The 21618-nt window shown below is 36.6% G+C and carries 18 protein-coding genes; 8 read left to right on the top strand and 10 right to left on the bottom strand.

The window, feature by feature from the left end; genetic code table 11:
- Window positions 1-138 precede the first annotated feature (138 nt).
- Both C1634_RS16390 and C1634_RS16395 read right to left on the bottom strand, forming a co-directional pair.
- Entirely contained in the window at window positions 139-639 is a 501-nt protein-coding gene (locus tag C1634_RS16390) for an FKBP-type peptidyl-prolyl cis-trans isomerase (protein WP_103233008.1), read from the bottom strand.
- A 116-nt stretch (window positions 640-755) separates the two neighbouring features.
- Window positions 756-1007 carry a VF530 family protein gene (locus C1634_RS16395; RefSeq protein WP_109738761.1) on the bottom strand — a complete coding sequence of 84 codons (252 nt, stop codon included), beginning with the start codon at window positions 1005-1007 and terminating at the stop codon, window positions 756-758.
- 72 nt (window positions 1008-1079) lie between these two features.
- Here C1634_RS16395 and C1634_RS25820 point away from each other — a divergent pair, with 72 nt between their 5' ends.
- The 3 genes from C1634_RS25820 to C1634_RS16405 are packed head-to-tail and all read left to right on the top strand — an operon-like array spanning window position 1080 to window position 5574.
- On the top strand, window positions 1080-1280 hold the full coding sequence (locus C1634_RS25820) for a hypothetical protein (RefSeq protein WP_123921488.1): 201 nt from the start codon (window positions 1080-1082) through the stop codon (window positions 1278-1280).
- A 49-nt stretch (window positions 1281-1329) separates the two neighbouring features.
- Entirely contained in the window at window positions 1330-2535 is a 1206-nt protein-coding gene (locus C1634_RS16400; protein ID WP_103232614.1) for a metallophosphoesterase family protein, read from the top strand.
- Window positions 2536-2538: 3 nt separating this feature from the next.
- Complete coding sequence (locus C1634_RS16405) at window positions 2539-5574, top strand: AAA family ATPase (protein ID WP_109738762.1); 3036 nt, start codon at window positions 2539-2541, stop codon at window positions 5572-5574.
- A gap of 48 nt (window positions 5575-5622) precedes the next feature.
- On the opposite strand, the gene C1634_RS16410 is transcribed toward C1634_RS16405, so the two are convergent.
- The 5 genes from C1634_RS16410 to C1634_RS16430 all read right to left on the bottom strand — a co-directional run bounded on the left by C1634_RS16410 (window position 5623) and on the right by C1634_RS16430 (window position 11872).
- Window positions 5623-6450, bottom strand: coding sequence for a universal stress protein (locus tag C1634_RS16410; protein WP_109738763.1), 828 nt, complete (start codon window positions 6448-6450; stop codon window positions 5623-5625).
- 43 nt (window positions 6451-6493) lie between these two features.
- Entirely contained in the window at window positions 6494-7906 is a 1413-nt protein-coding gene (locus C1634_RS16415; protein ID WP_109738764.1) for an inorganic phosphate transporter, read from the bottom strand.
- A complete protein-coding gene (locus C1634_RS16420) occupies window positions 7897-8124 on the bottom strand; it encodes a hypothetical protein (protein WP_103233165.1) in 228 nt (75 codons plus the stop codon). Before C1634_RS16420 ends, C1634_RS16415 begins: the two co-directional genes overlap by 10 nt.
- Window positions 8125-8295: 171 nt before the next feature.
- Window positions 8296-9321, bottom strand: a complete 1026-nt coding sequence (locus C1634_RS16425) for an LLM class flavin-dependent oxidoreductase (RefSeq protein WP_109738765.1) — start codon at window positions 9319-9321, stop codon at window positions 8296-8298.
- 412 nt (window positions 9322-9733) lie between these two features.
- On the bottom strand, window positions 9734-11872 hold the full coding sequence (locus C1634_RS16430; protein ID WP_109738766.1) for a S9 family peptidase: 2139 nt from the start codon (window positions 11870-11872) through the stop codon (window positions 9734-9736).
- A 386-nt stretch (window positions 11873-12258) separates the two neighbouring features.
- Here C1634_RS16430 and C1634_RS16435 point away from each other — a divergent pair, with 386 nt between their 5' ends.
- From C1634_RS16435 to C1634_RS16445, 3 genes are all read left to right on the top strand, one after another.
- A complete protein-coding gene (locus C1634_RS16435; RefSeq protein WP_047382037.1) occupies window positions 12259-12771 on the top strand; it encodes a YceI family protein in 513 nt (170 codons plus the stop codon).
- An 80-nt stretch (window positions 12772-12851) separates the two neighbouring features.
- The gene (gene ygiD, locus C1634_RS16440) at window positions 12852-13679 is read left to right on the top strand and encodes a 4,5-DOPA-extradiol-dioxygenase (RefSeq protein ID WP_103233168.1); all 828 of its coding nucleotides are present in this window, start codon (window positions 12852-12854) and stop codon (window positions 13677-13679) included.
- Window positions 13680-13723: 44 nt separating this feature from the next.
- Complete coding sequence (locus tag C1634_RS16445) at window positions 13724-14887, top strand: carboxypeptidase-like regulatory domain-containing protein (RefSeq protein ID WP_109738767.1); 1164 nt, start codon at window positions 13724-13726, stop codon at window positions 14885-14887.
- Between the two features lie 73 nt (window positions 14888-14960).
- Here C1634_RS16445 and C1634_RS16450 read toward each other — a convergent pair whose 3' ends face one another.
- The 3 genes from C1634_RS16450 to hutH all read right to left on the bottom strand — a co-directional run bounded on the left by C1634_RS16450 (window position 14961) and on the right by hutH (window position 18555).
- A complete protein-coding gene (locus C1634_RS16450) occupies window positions 14961-16436 on the bottom strand; it encodes a S8 family peptidase (RefSeq protein ID WP_103233170.1) in 1476 nt (491 codons plus the stop codon).
- Between the two features lie 91 nt (window positions 16437-16527).
- Complete coding sequence (locus C1634_RS16455) at window positions 16528-16974, bottom strand: GNAT family N-acetyltransferase (protein WP_103233171.1); 447 nt, start codon at window positions 16972-16974, stop codon at window positions 16528-16530.
- Window positions 16975-17067: 93 nt separating this feature from the next.
- Entirely contained in the window at window positions 17068-18555 is a 1488-nt protein-coding gene (gene hutH / locus C1634_RS16460; RefSeq protein WP_103233172.1) for a histidine ammonia-lyase, read from the bottom strand.
- A gap of 131 nt (window positions 18556-18686) precedes the next feature.
- Between hutH and C1634_RS16465 the strand changes: the two genes are divergently transcribed.
- Together C1634_RS16465 and uvrC are read left to right on the top strand one after the other, a co-directional pair.
- Window positions 18687-19448 (top strand): hypothetical protein, encoded by a 762-nt coding sequence (locus C1634_RS16465; protein ID WP_103233173.1) that lies wholly within the window; start codon window positions 18687-18689, stop codon window positions 19446-19448.
- 87 nt (window positions 19449-19535) lie between these two features.
- The gene (gene uvrC, locus C1634_RS16470) at window positions 19536-21329 is read left to right on the top strand and encodes an excinuclease ABC subunit UvrC (RefSeq protein WP_103233174.1); all 1794 of its coding nucleotides are present in this window, start codon (window positions 19536-19538) and stop codon (window positions 21327-21329) included.
- The last annotated feature ends 289 nt before the right edge of the window (window positions 21330-21618 follow it).

Genomic DNA, 21618 nt, shown 5'->3' on the forward strand with positions numbered 1-21618 from the left:
CTCCTCCCGAAGAGAGGAATACCAAGCATTCAATAACTATTGTAACCTTATAAATAAGAATACCCCACAGAATTGATCTGTGGGGTATTCTTTATCTTTTATCTAAAAAATGTCCAAAAAATCGGACATTTTTATTTTTTAGTGAGCTTCATTTCCGTCAACTCCATGAGCATGTCCATGTGACAATTCCTCTTCAGTTGCTGGACGAGTATTTAAAATTTCTACCTGGAAATCTAAAACTTTCCCTGCCATTGGATGGTTAAGGTCTGCTACTACAACTTCAGGAGTCACTTCTACTACAAATGCCTGGAAATTGTTCCCTTCATTATCAGATAAAGGTAAAATAGCTCCAATAGGTGGAGTTCCTGATTCTTTAAACATATCAATTGGCAATTGTGCGATAGCATCAGGCTGTCTGTCACCATAAGCTTCTTCAGGCTGAATTGTAAAATCTGCTTTATCACCAGCTTTTAAGCCCAGGATATTTTGTTCAAATTTTGGAATCATCATTCCCATACCGTACAAAAATGTAAGCGGATTTTCTGTTGTTGTCTCTTCTACAAGAATCTTACTTCCATCTGGTTCGATAGTGTGAAGTATGTACTTTACAGCTACAACATGATTGTTTTCAATTGTCATATTTCTTATTTTTTTCGTGCGCTTTTTCACGATTAATTTTACAAATATACTATTTTTTGAAATGATTGTTCGAAGGAGAAAATCAAATGAAAAATCTAAAAGTGAGATCCTGCTTTCTATTTTCTGCCCTTAGTTTCGTCACGCTTTTTCTGTCTCAGCATAAAGAGGTAAAGACTTTCTACTTTTGTTCTGGCCCAGGGTGTTTTCCGTAAAAATTTCAGGGAAGAAGTGATGCTCGGGTTGTCTGTAAAACATTTGATATTGATCTGCTCGCCCAATTTTTCAAATCCTTCGTAGTATTCTACCAATTCTTCAAGAATAGCATCAAGCCTTTTTCCGTGTAAAGGATCTTTTGATTTTTCTTCCATAACACAGCAAAATTAAAACATTTTATCAGACTTAACGACTAAAATTGTTTAAACTCTCAATCTTTAGTATTTTTGAAGAAGCTATTGCTTACCAATAAAAATCATTCGTTACAAACCAATATGAGCAAAAACAACGAAGCCAACAGGAAAAAAAATAAAAAGAAAATTGATCAGAAAAAACGGAAAATGCAAGATGCGGAAACAGAAAGGAAAGCGCGTTTAAAACAAATTCTGGAAGATTTCAAAGTAAAAGAAACTGATAATCAAGAATGAAAATCGTTCATTACTCAATCTATTTACGTTAAACAATGATAAACTTTTTATGAAAATTCTGCACACCGCCGACTGGCATTTGGGAAAAAGACTGGACCGCTTTTCACGACTGGAAGAGCAAATTCTGGTAATGGAAGAGATCATAGGCATTGCTGATGAAGAGCATGCAGATCTTATCCTTGTTGCCGGTGATCTTTTTGACAATTTTAATCCGAGTGTAGAAGCCGTTGAGCTTTTTTATAAGACATTGAAACGTCTATCTTTGAATGGGAAGCGTCCTGTAATTGCAATTTCAGGAAATCACGACTCTCCCAATCTGATCGATGCTCCGGATCCTCTGGCCCGGGAATGTGGGATTATTTTAATAGGCCATCCTAAAGCTGAAGTGAAGCCCTTCAGTACTGAATATTTCAGTATTTCAAATTCTAAAGAAGGTTTTGTGGAACTGAAAATTGAAGGGATAGATTTCCCTGTAAGAATTCTACACACTCCTTTCGCGAATGAGATCCGTTTAAAAGAATATTTTGGGGAAAATAAAGAGGAGGAAATCAACAAAGTCCTTTCACAAACATGGAAAGACCTTGCTGATCAGTTTTGTGATGATTCCGGGGTGAATCTTCTGACCGCTCATTTGTATATGAATAAAAGAGGAGCGGAAGTTTTGGAAGAACCTGAAGGAGAAAAACCTATTAAAATTGGAAATGCAGACCTTATTTTTTCGGATACTATTCCTGAGCAGATTCAATATACGGCATTGGGGCACCTCCACGGTTTTCAGAATATCGGGACAAAGGAAAAGCCAGTTATTTATTCATCTTCTCCCCTATGCTACAGTTTCAGTGAAGCCGGACAGACAAAATATGTGTCCATTATTGATGCAGAACCTGGAAAGCCAGTTAATTATGAAAAAAAGGCTTTAAAAAACGGAAGAGCTTTAGTCCGAAAAACATTTACTTCTATAGAAGATACCGTTCAGTGGCTGAGTGAAAATCCCTATACATTTATTGAACTTACGCTGGAAAGTGAGACTTTTCTAACGGCTGATGAAAGAAGATTAATCTATCAGTCTCATAACGGAATTGTTCACCTCATCCCAAAAGTCAAAAATAAAGAGCTAGCTGAAAATCTAAGCCAGGACATCAATTTAAGTCAGGATATTGACATATTATTCAAGGATTATTTTAAATCTAAAAACGGCGGACAGGAAGCCAATGAAGAACTGATGAATTTGTTTAACGAAATTTTAAATGCATAAGCCATGATCCCTGTTCAATTAACTATCGAAGGACTTTATTCCTACCAGGAACGCCAAACGATTGATTTCAGAAACCTTACCGAAGCTGGATTGTTTGGTATTTTCGGGGCGGTGGGTTCTGGAAAATCATCGGTTCTTGAAGCCATTTCGTTTGCTTTATATGGAGAAACGGAACGTCTGAACATGCGTGATAAAAGGGCTTACAATATGATGAATTTAAAATCAAACAGTTCTTATATCGAGTTTGATTTTGTGAATTATGAGAATAAGCTTTTCCGTGCTGCCCGTGATTTTAAAAGAAATCTGAAAAAATTCGAGGAAGTAAAACCTAATGCGGTTACTTTTTATGAGAATATCAACGGCAAGTGGATTCCTTTGGATCACTCGAATGCAGAGACGATCATTGGTTTAAGCTACTCCAACTTCAAAAGAACCATCATTATTCCGCAGGGACAGTTCAAAGAATTCCTTGAATTGGGTGCTGCAGAAAGAACGAATATGATGAAGGAGATTTTTAGCCTTCAAAAATTCGATCTTCAGAACAATGTTTCTGCACTTAATGTAAAAAACAGGTCTGAGCTGGATCAACTTGAAGGGCAGCTAAAAGGTTTTGAAGAAATCAATGAGGAGAAAATCCAGATTCAGAAAGAACAGCTGACAGAGGAACAGAAAAAACTCTCTGAATCGAATGAAAAACTGGAAAGGGTTTCCTATACCTATCAACAACTGAAAAACTTAAAAAGCGATTTTGAAAGTTTACAGCAGAATAAGGAAAAATTCAGCAAGCTCTCTGAAGAAAAACCTCAGATGGATGCTCTGGAAGCACAGACTGAATTATACGACCATACTTTCAGGCTTTTCAACCCGTTGATTATTGAGAAGAATAAGCTTTCAAAAGAAATTACCGATAAACGGAACGAAAGAGAACAGCAGATCAAAAGCCTGCAGGAGACTGAGAAGGCTTTCAATACAATCAAAGAACAACTCACAGTACTTGAACCACAATTTAAAGCTTTAGAGCAATCCAGAATTCAGGAAAACGATTTGAGTCTCATCATCCAGATTCTGAAGTTTTCTGAAGAAATCAAAGTTCTGAATGAAAGAACTCAAAAGGGTTCTGAAAAAGTAAAAGAAGTAAATCTTAATAAAGAGAAAATTCAAAAGAAGATTGATGAACTTTCTGCACAAATTAAAACCTTAAAGGAGCAAAAATTGGATTCCGCTTTGCTTTCTGAAGTGGGAAATTGGTTTATTCAACAAAAAAACTTAAAAAAATCACAGCAGGAACAAGCTGAAAAAATTGAGAAACATCTAAAACAGATTGGAGAAATTGCAGAGGAATTAAAACCTTTTGCCTATCAGGAAAATTATAAGGAAGATTTCAAAACCAGAAAAGAAGCCTTAGAAACAAAGAAAAAGGAGCTTTCCCAGAAACTGGATCATCTCAAAATTCAAAAAGAACTTTCCCGTTTCGCCAGTGAACTTCATGATGGTGAAAACTGTCCTCTTTGTGGATCCAAGGAACATCCTCATATTGTAGAATTCAATGATGTGAATATTGAGCTGCAGGAGATTCAGGAGAAAATAACTTCTGTAGAACAGGAAATTTCCGTTATTCAAAAGCAGGAAGCAGAAATTGACAAAATTCTGGACCGCAAGAAAATCTTTGAGGAACAGCTTCTTTCGGAACAGAAAATTCTCCTTCAGATTCAGAAAGAGATTGAAAATCATATCCTGAATTTCACATGGAAACAATTCGCTTCGGATCAGGAGGAAGAGTTTGAGAAAAAACGTACCAACTCGTTTACGTTAGAAAAAAAGATTGAAGAAACGGAGCGCAATATAGGCCAGGAAAGGGAAACTCTTGAAAAAGAAACCCAATTGTTAGAAAAATATAAAAGTGCACTGGAAAATTTCAGGCTGGAAGAGGTTTCTAAACAGGAACAGATCAATATCAGCCGTTCTGCTCTTAAGATTCTGGATTGGAATCTATATGTTCAAAAAGCGATCATAGAAGTTGAAGAAAACTACAAAAAACTAGTATTCTCCAACAAAGAAACTGAAGAAAATTACCAAAAAGCACTGGAGCAGGAAAAAATTCTTTCTCCAAAACTGGCAGAACAAAAAGCGATTGTCAGCCAATCGGAGAAACAGATTACAGAACTTGAAAAAGAAATTTCCGGGAATGAAGAGGCGATTATTAAAGCCTTGGCAGATCAAAACTTCACAGAGTTCAAAGAGGTTGAGAATATTTTACTTCAGGAAATTGATATTCAACTCGTAAGAACCAAAATCCAGAATTTCAAAGTTGATTTCGAAGCTTTAAAGAAATTCATCGGCGAGCTGGAATTAAAACTGAAAGGACTTTCATTTGACAATGAGCAGTTCTCTCAGGCTGAACAACGGTTCAATGAAGCGCAAAGTGAGCAGAAACAAATCAGTGATTCTGTAGTCACGAAGAACGCAGAAATAGACCGGTTGGAAAAAGAGTTTGTGAAAAAAGAAGGGCTTCTGAAAGAATTGACAAAGCTTCAGAAGCGTTCTGAAAATTTAAAGATTATGATGAACCTGTTTAAGGGAGCAGGTTTTGTGCAATATGTCTCGTCTATTTATCTGAGACAGCTTTGTGATCATGCGAATGTTCGTTTCCATCGGATGACCAGAAACCAACTGAGTCTGCAGCTTAATGAAAATAACGACTTTGAGATCATCGATTACCTCAACGAAGGAAAAAGCAGAAGTGTAAAGACCCTGTCCGGCGGGCAAGCGTTCCAGGTTTCTTTAAGCCTTGCTCTGGCATTGGCAGAAAGTGTTCAGGCCAACGCAAAAGCCGATAAAAACTTCTTCTTTATTGATGAAGGATTCGGAACTCAGGATACGGAATCGGTGAATATTGTATTTGAAACGCTTACCAATCTGATGAAAGAAAACAGGATTGTAGGGATTATTTCGCATGTTGAAGAACTGAAAGAGAAAATCCCTACAGCTCTCAACATTATTAAAGACGAGGAAAGAGGAAGTCTCATTGAGATTGTGTAATTAATCTAAAAACCTCAAAAGAGATTAAACTAAGGCTGGCTTGAAAACTTACGCATGAAGAATCAATACAGCCTTCACAGATTTGTTCAGGATCTCATCTACAGTACTTCCGGAAAACAATCGGTAAATAATATTGTGATTGTGTTTTACCAAACATAAAATATCTGTTTTATTGGTTTCTATGAAATCAATAATTCCGCTTGAAGGTTTATCATCCTCTACGTAGTGAAAAGTGATCTCCACAGAAGAAAGCTGGTCTTTTAATTTCTTTTCTCCATTTTCTATGGCTCTTGCAGCTGTATCTTTGTCCGAAATATGGAGTACTTCGAGCTTCTTCGGATCGGAAACTTTAAGGAGTTGGTTCAATGCTTTTATATCCCTTACGGATAGTTTTGTGGTTTTGTAATCAGTAGCCAGCGTGATAACAGGTGTTGGATGAAGTATGCTTTCTGCAGGAACTATTAATGTAGGAATCCGCATTTTGCTAATGGCTAAACTGGCATTGCTTCCTATAATTCCCTTAATGCCCGTAGCTCCCGTCATTCCCATTACTAAAAACGACACATCATTATATTCTATGTATTTCGTAATAACATTTCTCAAAAAGCCAACATCACAAACGGTTTTTACCGGAATGTCTTTATATTCGTCATTATTACAAAAAGTTTCGGTCCATTCTTTCAGAGCGGATCTTTTTCTTGCATAGTAATCTTCAATAAAAATGGCGTTGTATGTACTATTGTTAATTCCTTCCGTGGGATGAATAGCATTCAGTACTGTTACTTTCATCTTTAAAGTTTTGGCGAGGGACAGCGCATATAACAGCGCATTACCTGCGTTGTTGGAAAAGTCTGAGGCAACTAATATTTGTTTCATTTTTTTCGGTTTTAATAATAATCACTGAATTAAAAATCTGCCACTAAATAAACAGATGGAAACATATAAATAACAGTAAAGATAATACAATAGAAACCGGTAAAGTAAGTACCCAGGCAAGACCGATGCTTTTTAATGTAGCCGGATTAAGGTTACTTTTACCACCGGAAGCGACCATAGAACCTGCTATACCACTTGACAAAACGTGCGTGGTACTTACCGGCAATCCAAGAAATGTACTGATACCGATAGTAGATGCGGCAACAATTTCGCTGGATGCACCCTGAGCATAGTTCAAATGTTCATTTCCTATTTTTTCCCCAATGGTTACTGCTATTCTTTTCCAGCCTATCATAGTTCCCAGCCCCAGAGAGACGGAGATAATGATAATTACCCAGAGAGGAGCAAATTCTGTTAACTTTTTAAGTTCAGAAATCTGGCTGGTAAGTATTGCCCTGTTGGATTCGTCAATAGCTATGGCTTTATTTTCGTTCAGCTTTTTTAGAGAATCAATAAGGTTATCTACCTCTTTTCTGAATTTGTAAGTCGCTGCTTTGTCCTTTTCATTCTTATGTATCAGATTTTCTTTTACATTTTCAATAGCAAGATTAAGGGTCTTAAATTCAGCTTTATTTTGAATATTTTGGACAGCTGCTGCTTGTAATGTATGTTCCGTTGTATTCAGGATAGAAACAATCTTATCATTAGGAATATCATGATTAATTGCAAATTGGGCAGGCATAAAAGCGATCAGGATCAGCATAAAAAGCCCTACTCCCTTTTGTCCGTCATTACTACCATGAAAGAAGCTTACCAACGTACAGGTTGTTATTAAAATAGCTCTGATCACAAAAGGAGGTTTATCATTGGCACCCGTCGGAATATGAAAAAGTGCTTTATAGCGGATTACATATTTAAAGAACCACATCAGCAGCACAGCTAAACAAAATCCTACGATAGGGGATAAAATAAGTGACATCCCAATTTCTTCCGCTTTATGCCAGTTCACCCCGCCTCCATAATACCAGGTAAATCCTAAGCCGGCACCAATCAAAGCACCAATCAGGGTATGAGAGCTGGAGCACGGTATTCCAAAGTACCAGGTTCCCAGATTCCAGATGATTGATGCCAGTAGAACAGCAAGAACCAAAGAGGCTCCCACAGCAACTGGCAGCGTTACGAGTGTATCCATCGGAACCAGTTTTAAGATTCCCATAGCAACGGCAATTCCTCCTGTAAAAACTCCCAGAAAATTCCAGAAGCCTGACCATGGAATTGCAATAACAGGTTTAAGAGCTTTGGTATAAATTACGGTAGCCACGGCATTGGCAGTGTCGTGAAAACCGTTTACAAACTCAAAAGCCACAACAGCTATCAGACACAGGATGAAAATAATGACAAGCCCTGTACTGAGATCCGGATCCACCGAAAAAAATAGGATATTGTTTAAAAGCATGGTTTTTTGTTTAGATTTTGAAATGGCTGGATCAACAGAACATCCAGAGTGTTGAGAAATGAAACCATCGGAAAGGTATAATGGGGAGGATATCCTGAATAGTAATAGACTTTGGAACATCCAAACGACCTGCTTAGTGAAGTAGAAGTAGGAGGAAACTGTTCGTTACCAGTATAATACAGATTTTGTATCATGTGGATCATAGACAGGTCAATCATTAATAGCTATCGCTTTGTTTCATCACTGTAAAGAAATGAAGTTTAAAAGATTACGATGTTAATAAATGATTAACAGTTTATTATATTTAAAAAATAGGATTCTCAGCAATATAAAACAGAATAAAAAAAGGAGACCTTTTCCGGTCTCCTTGTCATATCTATAAACGACTGTTACAGTCCTTTTATAATGGGTTTTACTTCTTTCCCAAATAATTCAATAGATTTCATCATCACTTCATGAGCAGGATCTCCCACATCCATATGCCCGATAAATCTTGTAATTCCGAAAATCTCTTTCATGTAAGCAATTTTATCTGCTACTTCTGCCGGACTGCCGATAAATAATGCTCCATCTTTATTTCTTCCTCCGTCATACTGCATTTTGGTGTAAGGAGCCCATCCTCTGGAAGCCCCTATCCTATCCATCTGAGATTTATAATTATGGAAATATCCATCTACTACTTTTTGATCATCACTCACAAAAGTATGTGAATGAACAGCAATTTGCATTTTTGAAACATCATGACCCGCTTTTTGGTATTCCTGTTTATAGAATTCGATCAAATTTCTAAACTGAATCGGCATTCCTCCAATAATAGCAACCACCAAAGGCATTCCAAGCTGTGCTGCACTTAAAACAGACTGCGGAGTTCCTCCAACAGCTCTCCAGATTGAAAGCTTTCCATCATTTTTTGCTCTTGGATATACCGTTTGATTTTCCATCGGCGCACGAAGTTTTCCTGACCAGCTTACATTTTCTTCAGAATTAATTTTCAATAATAATTCTAATTTTTCGTCAAATAACTGTTCATAATCATTCAATGAATACCCATACAACGGAAATGATTCTATGAAACTTCCACGTCCCACGAATATTTCTGCTCTTCCGTCTGAAATCAAATCCAGTGTTGAGAAATCTTCATATACTTTTACCGGCTCCGAAGAACTCAAAACAGTCACTCCGCTGGCCAGTTTTATATTTTTTGTAATACTCGCTGCCGCTGCCAAAACGATCTCCGGAGAAGAAACAGCATAATCCGGACGGTGATGCTCTCCCATAGCGAAAACATCAATTCCTACCTCATCCATCAATTTTACCTGATCCAATATCTCACGGATCTTAATTCCTGCATCTCTATATTTTCCGGTTGACTGGTCTAAAGCCAAATCACCGAACATTCCTATTCCTAATTCCATATTGTTGTTTTTAGTAATACAAAATTACCACTATGAAAGATCAAAAACATTGATGTTTGTTAAGATCGGAAGTACGGTTGGAGACAAAACGTTGTTTTTGTTGGAAAACGCAAAGGCGCAAGGATTTTCTATCTTCATTCTGCTTTAAGGCGCAAGAAAATCGAAGATTTTCAGCAAGCATGAATTCATACAGTATTAGAACTTTATCACAGGTTTTCATAACATCTGCGTAATCTGCAAAATCAGCGTGAGATAAAATAAATTACACCGTATAAAATTTTATCGCAGATAAAATCTTTGCGCCTTACAACATGAACCCTATCAAAAACTTGCGCCTTTGCGTTTTCCAACATTCTTACTTCTTATTCAACAGAAACAAAAAATCCAGCCTAAAACTAGACTGGATTGTAAATTATTTCTTCAGATACAAATCAAAATAATCTGTTATTTTCTGCATCAGGTGAACTCTGTCTTTTCCTATTACATTATGCGGATGCCCCGGATACGTAAAGTAATCTAACTGAACTCCGTTATCAACAGCAGACTTGATGAATTTTATAGAATGCTGCCATACTACTACATCATCCTGCGCCCCGTGGATCATCAATAGTTTTCCTTTCAGGTTCTGAACTTTATCCAAAAGATTAGCCGTTGCATATCCTTGTGGATTTTCCTGTGGAGTATCCATATATCTTTCTCCATACATGATCTCATACATACTCCAGTCGATTACCGGCCCTCCTGCTACTCCTACTTTGAATACATCTGGTTTACGAAGCATAAAACTTGTCGTCATAAATCCTCCAAAGCTCCATCCATGAATTCCCATTTTGTCTCCATTTACATAAGGAAGAGACTTTAGGTATTCTACCCCTTTCATCTGGTCATTCATTTCTGTAGTTCCCAGGTTTCTGAATACAGCCTGCTCGAACTTCAATCCACGGTTAGAAGAACCTCTTCCGTCCATGGTAAAAATAATGTACCCATTCTGAGCCATATATTCGTACCAAAGGTTTCCTGAAGCCGGGAAAGTATTGGTAATTAGCTGTAAGTGCGGTCCGTTATACAAATAAACAATCGTTGGATATTTTTTATTCGGATCAAAGTTTGTTGGAAGAATGATTTTTCCATACAAAGGAGTTCCGTCATCTGCTTTTAATTCTACGTTTTTAATTTCCGGTCTCTGATAATTTTTTAATGGATTTTCAGAAGTAAGGATATTCGTAGATTTTAAATTGGCAGTATTGATAATGTCGGCAACTCTCGGTGAATTGGCATTGCTGTAAGCATCATACAGGTAATTTCCGTCGCTGCTCAATGTTCCAATATGCATTCCTTCTGCACTGTCCAATCTCTGCATTTTGAAATTAGTCCAGTTGATTCTATATAAATGTCTCTCTAGAGGAGTTTCTTTTGTTGAAGTAAAATAGATTTCCTTTTTCTTTTCGTTGAATCCTAAAATATCAGTTACCAGCCAGTCTCCTTTTGTAATCTGTGCTATCAATCCTTTTTCAAGACTGTAGTGGAACAAGTGATTGTATCCTGTTCTCTGGCTCTGCCAGATAAAGTCTGTGTTAGAATTCGGGAAGAAAGTAAGCGGATGTTGTGGTTCTACATATTTGCTGTCTGTTTCTTCAAATAACGTTTTCACCAATTCTCCGGTAGCAGCATCATACTGGTTCATTTTCATATGATTCTGACCTCTGTTCAGAACGCCTACGAAGATATACTTTGAATCTGGGCTCCATGTAACAGCCGTCAGATATTGATCTTTTTCACCCTCCACTTTTAAGAAAGTAGTAGCTTGGGTTTTAATATTGAAGACCCCTAATATCACCTGGTGAGAAGTCTGACCAGCCATTGGGTATTTGATATTGTGATTTACAGCAGGCGTTACAGACCAATCGATGATCGGGTAATCTGCTACCATGCTCTGATCCATTTTATAGAAAGCTACACTCTCAGAGTTCGGTGCGGGGAAAATTCCGGTATCAATTCCGAATTCATTTCTGTGAACAGCCTGTCCGCTGATGATATTTTCATTAGCTTCGTTGGTTACAGCAATGGTTTTCCCGTTTCTGCTTACAAATAAATTATTCTTTGCTGTGAAGGCAAACGTCTGACCATCACCAAACATTTTTACGTTTGCAGCATCCTGATCCATTGCAGCTGTACTTTTTACTTTCCAATCGTTTCCTGATTTTTCAATCCATGACATTTTACCACCTGTAGTAAAATACCCATTGGAATTTCCTGTAAATTTAATTGGTGGAACAGCTTTCAGCTTATCATTGGAAAGATTTCTGTTCAGTTGGCTCAACGAGATCAGGGTATCCTGCTTGTTGGTTTTCAAATCTGTAATCAGATAACCTCCTTTCACTGCCTGGATATAAGATTTTCCGTCTGCAGCCCATGAAAATTGGGAAATATTTTTCACGGCAAGGTTGGTTCTCATTCCATTTACAGCCTCCGCCATGGTAAACTTCTGGGTCTGGGCAAATGCTGAACTGCCTAAAACCAGCATCAATAAAGAAAATTTATGTAATTTCATTGTATAAAATTGAATCCATCAAAAATAAGAAATAAAAATCATTCGTTAAGAAATGTTAAATTAAAACATTCATAAAATGGAATTCATGCACTAAAAGAAATTATTCCTTAACTTAATAGTAGAATTTTTAAAGGTGAACATTAAATGAGTCAATCGTGAATTCTCAACCCGCTTTGCTGGTCAATTTTTTATATTCCAAAAGACACTGGTCATTTACTTGCGAAGCAAAATTGACAATTGACATCAATAAAATTAATTCAACATTTAAAAATAAAAAATCGATGATTTTAAGTGTAAACTGCATTTCTTATCCTATATCAATGACTTGTATATATTTTCTGTCCTAAATTTGCCTCATTAATAACAAACAAAAAATACAAAATACAATGGCTACAAAATGGATCTTAGACCCAACGCATAGTGAAATTACTTTCAAAGTAAAACACATGATGATCTCTAACGTAAAAGGAAGCTTCAGAACTTTCACTGCTGAAATTGAATCTGAAGACGAATTCTTTGCCAATGCAAAAACTACCGCTACTATCCAAACGGATTCTGTGTTCACAAACAATACAGACAGAGATAACCACTTAAAGTCTGCTGAGTTCTTCAATGCTGAAGTACATCCTACGATTACTTTTGAATCTCAGGCATTAAATAATTCTATTGTTGGAAATCTTACCATCAACGGAATTACAAAACCTGTAGATCTTGATGTAGACTTTGGAGGAATCAATGTAGACCCATGGGGAAACACAAAAGCAGGTTTCTCTTTTGAAGGAAAAATCAGCAGAAAAGATTTTGGATTAAACTGGAATGCAGCTCTTGAAGCAGGAGGTGTAATGGTAAGTGATGATGTAAAAGTAGCTGGTGAATTACAGTTTGTAAAACAAGCATAGTTAATAACATACATTATAAAAGGTTCAGGGATTTGTCTAAAAGCCTTGAACCTTTTATTTTTTTATAATCTTCAATATTTATGAACCTCAACGATCTTCAAAACATAAGCGACAGTTTTAAAAACACTCAGAGAATGCCTGTTTTATTTCTTGGACATGGTTCGCCGATGAATGCCATTGAAGAGAATCAATTTGTACAGGGTTTCCGAAAAGCTGCCTCAGAAATTCCCAAACCTAATGCAATTCTTTGTATTTCTGCTCATTGGTATACAGATGGAACTTTTGTAACGGCTATGGATATGCCGAAAACCATCCATGATTTTTATGGTTTTCCAAAAGCATTATTTGATGTGCAGTATCCTGCTCCGGGAAGTCCGGAACTCGCCAAAGAAACTGCGGAACTACTTCTACCTATCGATGTGGAAGAAGACCACAACTGGGGACTGGATCATGGGGCATGGTCGGTCATCAGACATATGTATCCGGATGCTGATATTCCGGTAATTCAGCTGAGTATTGACCATACAAAACCACCTCAATATCATTATGAGCTTGCCAAAAGACTGAATAAGCTTCGTGAAAAGGGCATTCTGATTATCGGAAGCGGAAATATTGTTCACAATCTTCGTCTCATCGACTGGAAAAATATAAATACAGTGGGAGCCGGCTGGGATTGGGCAATTGAAGCCCGGGAGAAAACCAACAACTGGCTTCTTGACGGTAATTTTCAGAATATTATTGATTATCAGAAGCAGGGAACTTTCTTACAGTATGCCATTCCTACTCCTGATCATTATCTTCCTTTGCTCTATACTTTAGGGCTGAAAGATCAGTCTGAAGAACTTACTTTATTCAATGATGAACTTATCGGTGGATCATTGAGTATGACGAGTGTAAGGATTGGATAAATTCTTCTTTCATTATCACTAAAAGTTTAGTAATATTGTTTGCCATGAAAACAATATTACTATTTTTTTTGCTTGCCTCTTCTGTTTTTTCCGCTCAGATGGTAAAGGGGACTGTAGTAGATGATACCGGTCACAGAATAGACAATGTCAATATTTATCTTGATGGAACTAAAACGGGTACTATTTCAAAAGAAGACGGAAGTTTTACATTAAATCTTTCTACCCAAAAATACGGGAATCTTGTTTTTCAAAAAGAAGATTACGAGACTTTTACCATCGGATTACCGGATGTTATTAATAAGACTTTAAAAGTAGTATTGACCAAAACCAATGCTATTGAAGAAATAAGACTGGTTCCTTACACTCCTGAAGCTTACCAGAATTATATCAATTATTTCCTGGATACTTTTATAGGTAACAATCGTGAAGACGTGAAAATAAAGAATCAAAGGTCTTTAAAGTTTTCCTATGATAAAAAGAATAAACTTCTGAAAGTAAAGGCTCCCAACACTTTAATCATTGAGAATAAAAATCTTGGCTATGAAATCAGTTACAATCTGATCAGCTTTTCTGCCGACTTCAACTCTAAAATGGTTAATTATACCGGCACAAGTTTTTTTAAAGAATCAAAAAATACAGATAAGGTGAAACTTAACCGTATGAATGCCTATGAAGGCAGCCTTCTCCACTTTTTCAGAAGCATTTATGATCATAAAATTGTTGAAGCAGGATTTATTGTCAATCAGGTGGTAAGAATTCCCAACCCAAAATATCCTTCTGAAGAGGAACTGAATACTTTAAAGAATTATCTGGAACTCGTATACAAACCTGATTTTAATACCATTCCTGAAAACATAAGAGAAATTGCCAGCAGAAAAAATGCTCAGAGCCAATACATGATGGCTATTGTAAAAACAAAGATTCCTGACTTGGATTATGTTAAAAGATCAGACGGACAGGTTTTTCTTAAATTTAAAGATATTCTTCAGGTCAATTATCCCAAGTATTATTACGAGCTTAAAGGAAAAGAATTTGTGAAAAGAGCGAACCGGAATATATTATCTTCATTTTTACATTCTGATGGAGAATCGTTTGAAGTTTCAAAAGAAGGAAACATCACAACTCCGGATCAACTCATCAATGAAGGTGATTTCTCCAAAAATAAAATTGAAAACATGCTTCCTCTTGATTATCAATTAGGAGATTAAATATTTTAGAATAAAAAAGGAAATATCTCAGCTGAGGTATTTCCTTTTCCTTTTTATAATCGTCTGTTATTATTTATTGTACCGCTTTTAAAACATTGATGTTTCCGTAGCCATAGCTTGAATTTACATTGGGATAGTAAGTGGCAGACTGTCTCATTTTATTAAGCACCTGCTCTCTTGTCCATGATGGATTTTTAGCCCAAACCAAAGCTGCAATTCCTGCCGTAGCTGCTGTAGCCACTGAAGAACCTCCTACATAATCCGCCTGACCATTGTAATAACTTAATACAGGAACGGTATTTCCTGAAGGTCTCTCCATCTGGAAGGTAAAGTCGATCTGACTTCCGGAGTGGCAAACATCACATTTTTGATTGGATGTATTTTCTTTCACCCCAGTTATCGCCTGAGTTTCCGACATGGATGCAGGGAAAATTACCCCAACAAAATTGGTGAAGCTTGTAGAAGTTCCTCCGGCACAGAAAATCAGTTTTCCTTTAGAATAAGCATATTTAACCCCATCTTCAATTTTCCCGACAGAAAAAATATGGCCCATTGACATTGAAATGATCTTCACACTGGTATTGTTACCCAATTCTGTGAAAGCCGTTTTTACAGCAGTCTGCTCACTGGAAGTTTCCAGGACAACATTTTCTGCGGCTCTGTAGGCGATCAGGTTAGCATTATAAGCTACTCCTACAGGTAACCCTGCATTATTTCTTGGAGCAGTCATCACAGAAGCCATTTTTGTTCCGTGCCCACACTGATCTCCGGATCCGTCTGAATTATACACTCCAAGTTTACTGATCGTTCTTCCTGAAGAAGCCCCATTATTAAAGCTTCCTCCCAATAAAGTCTGCTCAGGGGAAACTCCTGTGTCAATAAGCCCGATGGTAACACCTGCCCCTGTACTGTAGCTCCAGGCATCAGGAATATTGTGCTTGGCGAAAGCCCATGGAATTTTTGCACTTGGCGTTGTAGAAGTGTAATCTGCTGTATTTAATGTTGATGATGAAAAACCACATCCTGATGAACCACTGCCAGAAGATTTTGCAGCTGATTGAACCTCAAATTCAAAATAATGATAGTCTGCCGGCTCTACGTATCGGATGTTTTTCATTTGTCGAAGAGCGGTAATGGTTTCTTCATTTTCAATTACCACATCCATCTGATTAAGATATTGGTCTGAAAGAAGAAGGAAATTTCTTTCATCCTTTCCTTCATACTTTTTGATAACAGAAAGGACTTCTTTTTCCATATCACTGCTGTTTGGAGATTTACTTCTGTCAAAATCATCTTTAGAAGCTCCAAAACCGATAGATACCATTTTGTTTCCACGGAAAATAGCACTCCACACAAAATGATCGGATTCATTCTTCCAGTTGAAAGTACCGTCTGTTTTAATAGCCTGATTGATCCTTTCATTGATCTGTTTTGCAGTCAGCGGATCTTTCTGAGCCATTTCTGTTTTTACATTTTCGTTCTGAAGTTCTTCTCTGGAACACGAATTTAAAGCAAAAAATATTGCCAGGAGGAATACAGTTTTTTTCATATGTTATTATTTTGGTTGGAGCCACAATATAACACTTTCATGGGAATTAAAAACTTAAAAAAAATGAATTTACCATTACATGAATATTAAATTAAAATACTTTTTCGTAACAGACACTTTGCTCAACGCCAATGTATTGTCCATAATTGGGAATCCTGTAAAATCCGTTTTTTTCATATATTGAGATGGCACTTTTCAAATCCTGGGAAGTTTCCAATACTGCTTTTTTGAAATTCAATTCTGCTGCCCAGTTTTCCAATTCTTTTACAATGGCTGAGCCCAGTCCTTTTTTTCTGAATTCCGGATCGGTAAACATTCTTTTTATTTCTACCGTATCTTCTGAAAAGGGTTTGAATGCTCCACAAGCTGCCGGGATATCATCTACATAAGCTACGACACAGTTTTTGATGGTATCAATGGTATTAAATTGAGCAAAGAAATCATCATTTTCACCATTATGTTCGGATAAAGTAGCATCAAGGGATTTTACGAGATTTTGAAAATCTGTATTGGTGGAATCTGTTCTGAGGATGTGCATGTTTGTTTGATTAAAAGATTTAAAAATTTAATGATTCAAAGATTTACAGGAAATAAAAAAGCTCCCTTTCGGAAGCTTTACTTTATTTTGAGATTAGTTGACAACAAATTTTCTTTCGTTGATCAACTCTGCAATGGCAAGCATATCCTTACCGATCAATCTGTCATCTTCAAGCTTAGCAACCTTAGAACGAAGAATATTGAAGTTTTCTTCAATCACCTTAGAGCATTTCGCAGGTCTTCTGAATTCAAGTCCCTGAGCGGCAAACATCAACTCAACAGAGAGAATATTCACAAGATTTCCAAGAACCTGGTTGAATTTTCTTCCTGAAATACTTCCCATAGAAACATGGTCTTCCTGACCTAAACTTGTAGGAATAGAATCTGCTGATGCCGGGAAACATAATGTTTTATTCTCTGTAACCAAAGCAGCTGAAGTATACTGAGGAATCATAAATCCTGAGTTTAATCCTGAGCTTTCCGTCAATAATCTTGGAAGTCCATATTTTCCTTCTAATAATAAATAACTTCTTCTGTCGGAAATATTTCCTAATTCTGCAGCAGCGAGTGTAGCATAGTCTAAAGGCAAAGCCATCAGCTGTCCGTGGAAATTCCCTCCTGAAATAGATTCTTCAGCACTTAATACAATCGGGTTGTCTGTTACGGAATTCAGTTCTGTTTCTGCCATACCTTTAAGGTGTTCAAAAGCATTTCTGCTGGCTCCATGAACCTGAGGTACACATCTCATAGAATAAGGATCCTGAACTCTCTCACAATCTTCATGAGCTTTCATATTTTCTGATCCTTTTAAGAATTTAAGCATTCTTGCTGCCACTTTTTTACTTCCTTCAAAAGGCCTGATTTCGTGAAGCTCTTTTTTGAAAGGGCTTTCAGAACCTCTATAGGCTTCAAGACTCATTGCGGCGGTCATATCTGCAAGATCCAATAAGTATTCAAACTTTTCAAGTCCTTTGATCGCATGAGCCAGAATAAATTGTGTTCCATTGATCAATCCCAATCCTTCTTTAGGTCCTAAAACAAGGGGTTCAAGGTCATGTTTTTTCAGAACTTCCATGGTTTCAGAAACCTGATCTCCTTCCCAAACCTCTCCTAAACCAAGTAATGGTAATACCAAATGGGCCAGCGGAGCAAGGTCTCCCGAAGCTCCCACAGATCCCTGTTCAGGAACTACCGGAATGATATCTTTTTCAAGCATCAGGATCATTCTTTCAATTACTTCCAGAGAAACTCCTGAAAATCCTTTTGAAAGGGCATGAACTTTAGCAATCATCATGATCTTGGAAAACTCTTTATCAATAGGCTTTCCAACTCCTACTGCGTGAGAAATAATCAGATTGTATTGTAACTGTGCAGTTTCGTCAGCCGATATTTTGGTATCACACAATGGTCCGAATCCGGTATTGATTCCATATACACATCTATCGGACTCTACTATTTGCTGTACATTTTTCTGAGATTTTAAAATTTGTTCTTTTGCAGCTTTGTTCAGCTTCGCTTTATTTGGCTTTTTACAGATTTCCAGAACATCATGGAAAGTAAAAACATCTACTCCGTATATCATTTCTAAAAAATTTTCTTAAAATTACGCATTTAACAATAATTGGAAAAGCTAAATTTCAATCTTCTATATTTTTATAAAAAGAAGTGATTTAATTTACTATTTTTAGCCCCGAAAATTAAAAACAATACTACATGAGACTGAAAACTCTACTCCTTGCTTTATGTGTAGCAAGCACAACCGCTTTCGCACAGAAAGTAAAATATTCTAAGGAGGACATCAAAAAAATGGAAACTTACCTTTTCAATGAAGGTTTTAATACTCCATCTCCTAAGAAAACATCTACGATCATCTTAAAAGACGGAACTACCTACAAAGGTTTCTGTAATAAGATCGAAACTAAAAAAGGACAGATCTACGAAGTAGCAATTAAAGACAGTATCACAAAAAAGAATGCTACTTTCACTGCTGATCAGATCAATGAGATGTATGTTTACCCAAGCAATGCGGAAAAAATTGCAAAGGTGGCAAAATACATGGGGAATATCAGAAACTTCGGAACTAAGAAGCTGACGAAAAACACCAATAATGACAGAATTTATTTTGTAAACCAGACTGTTTCTTTAAAGAACAAAAAGGATGACAAAGAATTCCTGATGCAGGTTATCAATCCGGGATTTGATGATATTATTTCAGTATATCACGATCCCAGAGCTAAAGAAACCGGAGGCTTTTCTGTAATGGGTTCTCCACAGCTTGGAGGCGGGGTTATCAAATCTTATTATGTAAAGAAAGGCAACAAAGTGATGTGGCTGCATAAAGATGATTTTGAAGACAATTATGATTTCCTTTTTGGAGATAATCAGGAGTTTATGAAACAATACCCTAAAAACTCTGTAGAATGGGATTATTTCAGTTTTCTTGTGAGTGAATATACGGCAATGACAAACGGATAAAATACTTCCAACAATAAAATAAAACCTGCGGACTCATCTGCAGGTTTTTCTTTTTTTAAATAGGGAAAGTTTCCTTAATTTTGTTATATGAATCCTTCTTTAGAACTGCAGCTTAAAACGTTACCATCAGAACCCGGCGTTTATCGTTATTATGATAAAAATGAACAGCTTTTGTATGTTGGTAAAGCCAAAAATCTAAAAAAAAGGGTTCTCTCCTATTTCAATAAAAACCTTCCCGGATACAGGATCAAGATAATGGTCGGTAAAATCCAGAGGCTGGAAACGACGATTGTAAACAGCGAGTATGATGCACTTTTATTGGAAAATAATCTGATCAAGGAACATCAGCCCTTTTATAATGTCATGCTGAAGGATGACAAAACTTATCCGTGGATCTGCATCAAAAATGAAGATTTCCCAAGAATTTTTCTGACCAGAAATGTAATCAAAGACGGATCGGAATATTATGGTCCCTATGCAAAAGTGCGACCTGCAAAGATATTGCTGGAAACCATCAAGCATATCTATAAGCTAAGAACTTGTAATCTGAATCTATCTCCTTCCAAAATAGCGGAAGGAAAATATAAAGTCTGTCTGGAATATCATATCAAAAACTGTGAAGGACCATGTGAGGATCTTGAAAGTAAAGAAGAATATGACGAAAAGATAGATGCCATCCGTGGAATTGTCAAAGGAGATTTCCGAAAAGCTAAGGATTATCTGGTGAATCAGATGATGAAACTGGCTTCTAATCTTCAGTTTGAAGAAGCTCAAATCATCAAAGAAAGACTGGACATTCTTGAAGATTATCAGGCTAAAAACACAGTGGTAAACCCTAATATTGATGATGTAGATGTTTTCGGAATGACCAGTGATGAAACGGCAGCTTATGTCAATTTCTTTAAAATCAGGAATGGGAATATCATCCAGAGTTTTACGACAGAGATCAAAAAAATTCTTGAAGAAACGGATGAAGATATTATGGAAGAGGCATTGATAGAGATCCGTCAGAAGTTTTCTTCTGATTCTAAAGAGGTTCTTTTACCTTTCCATCTGTCGGTAGAAATTCCCAATGTGAAACTGATTGTTCCTAAAGTAGGCGATAAAAAAAGAATTGTAGAGCTTTCTGAGAAGAATGCAAAAGAATACCGTTTGGAGAAACTGAAACAGGTTCAGATCATAGATCCTGAAAGGCATACCAACAGAATCATGGCCGAAATGCAGAAACTTCTGAGAATGCCTGTAGAGCCAAGACATATTGAAGGTTTCGATAACTCAAATATTCAGGGAACCAATCCTGTATCTGCGTGTGTTGTTTTCAAAGATGGAAAACCGAGTAAAGCAGATTACAGAATTTTTCATCCTAAAACAGTGGAAGGTCCTAACGATTTTGCAACCATGGAAGAGGTGATCTACCGCCGTTACAAAAGAATGCTTGATGAGGGAGAAAGTCTTCCACAGCTGATTCTGATAGATGGAGGAAAAGGACAGCTGTCTTCTGCAGTGAAGAGCCTGAGATTATTGGGACTTTACGGAAAAATTACCATTGTAGGGATCGCCAAAAGACTGGAAGAGATTTTCTTCCCGGAAGATCCTATCCCTTTATATCTGGATAAAAAATCCGAAACATTGAAAATCCTTCAGCGTGTACGTGATGAAGCTCACCGATTTGGGGTAAAGCATCACAGAACAAGAAGGAAAAATTCTACCATAAAATCTGAACTGGAAGAAATTCCTGGTGTGGGGGAGAAAACTATTGAGTTGCTTCTATCTAAACTAAAGTCTGTAAAACGCATCAAAGAGGCCAATATGGAAACTCTGGAAGAGATTCTAGGGAAAAGTAAGGCTAAAGTGATTTGGGAGTTTTTTAATGCTAATTAATACCCTGGCATAGTACTACGATTCAATTTTCACAAATAAAATGGAGTTTTTTCATAAAAATTCTTATGTATCACATATTGAATCAACACAAAATGAAAATCATCGATACCGCCAATACTAAAAGAAAACAACAACAAGAAGTACGATAAAATAAATATTTTACTAAATAATAGTATTATTGATATTTTTTTAATAAATTAGTAGTATCAACTAATAACGATAATATTATGAAAATTTTTCTCATTTTATAAAACTTTTCACATTTTCATTTACCGTTATGGAGTATGAA

This window comes from Chryseobacterium viscerum (assembly GCF_002899945.2).
GTDB classification, from domain to species: Bacteria; Bacteroidota; Bacteroidia; order Flavobacteriales; family Weeksellaceae; genus Chryseobacterium; species Chryseobacterium viscerum.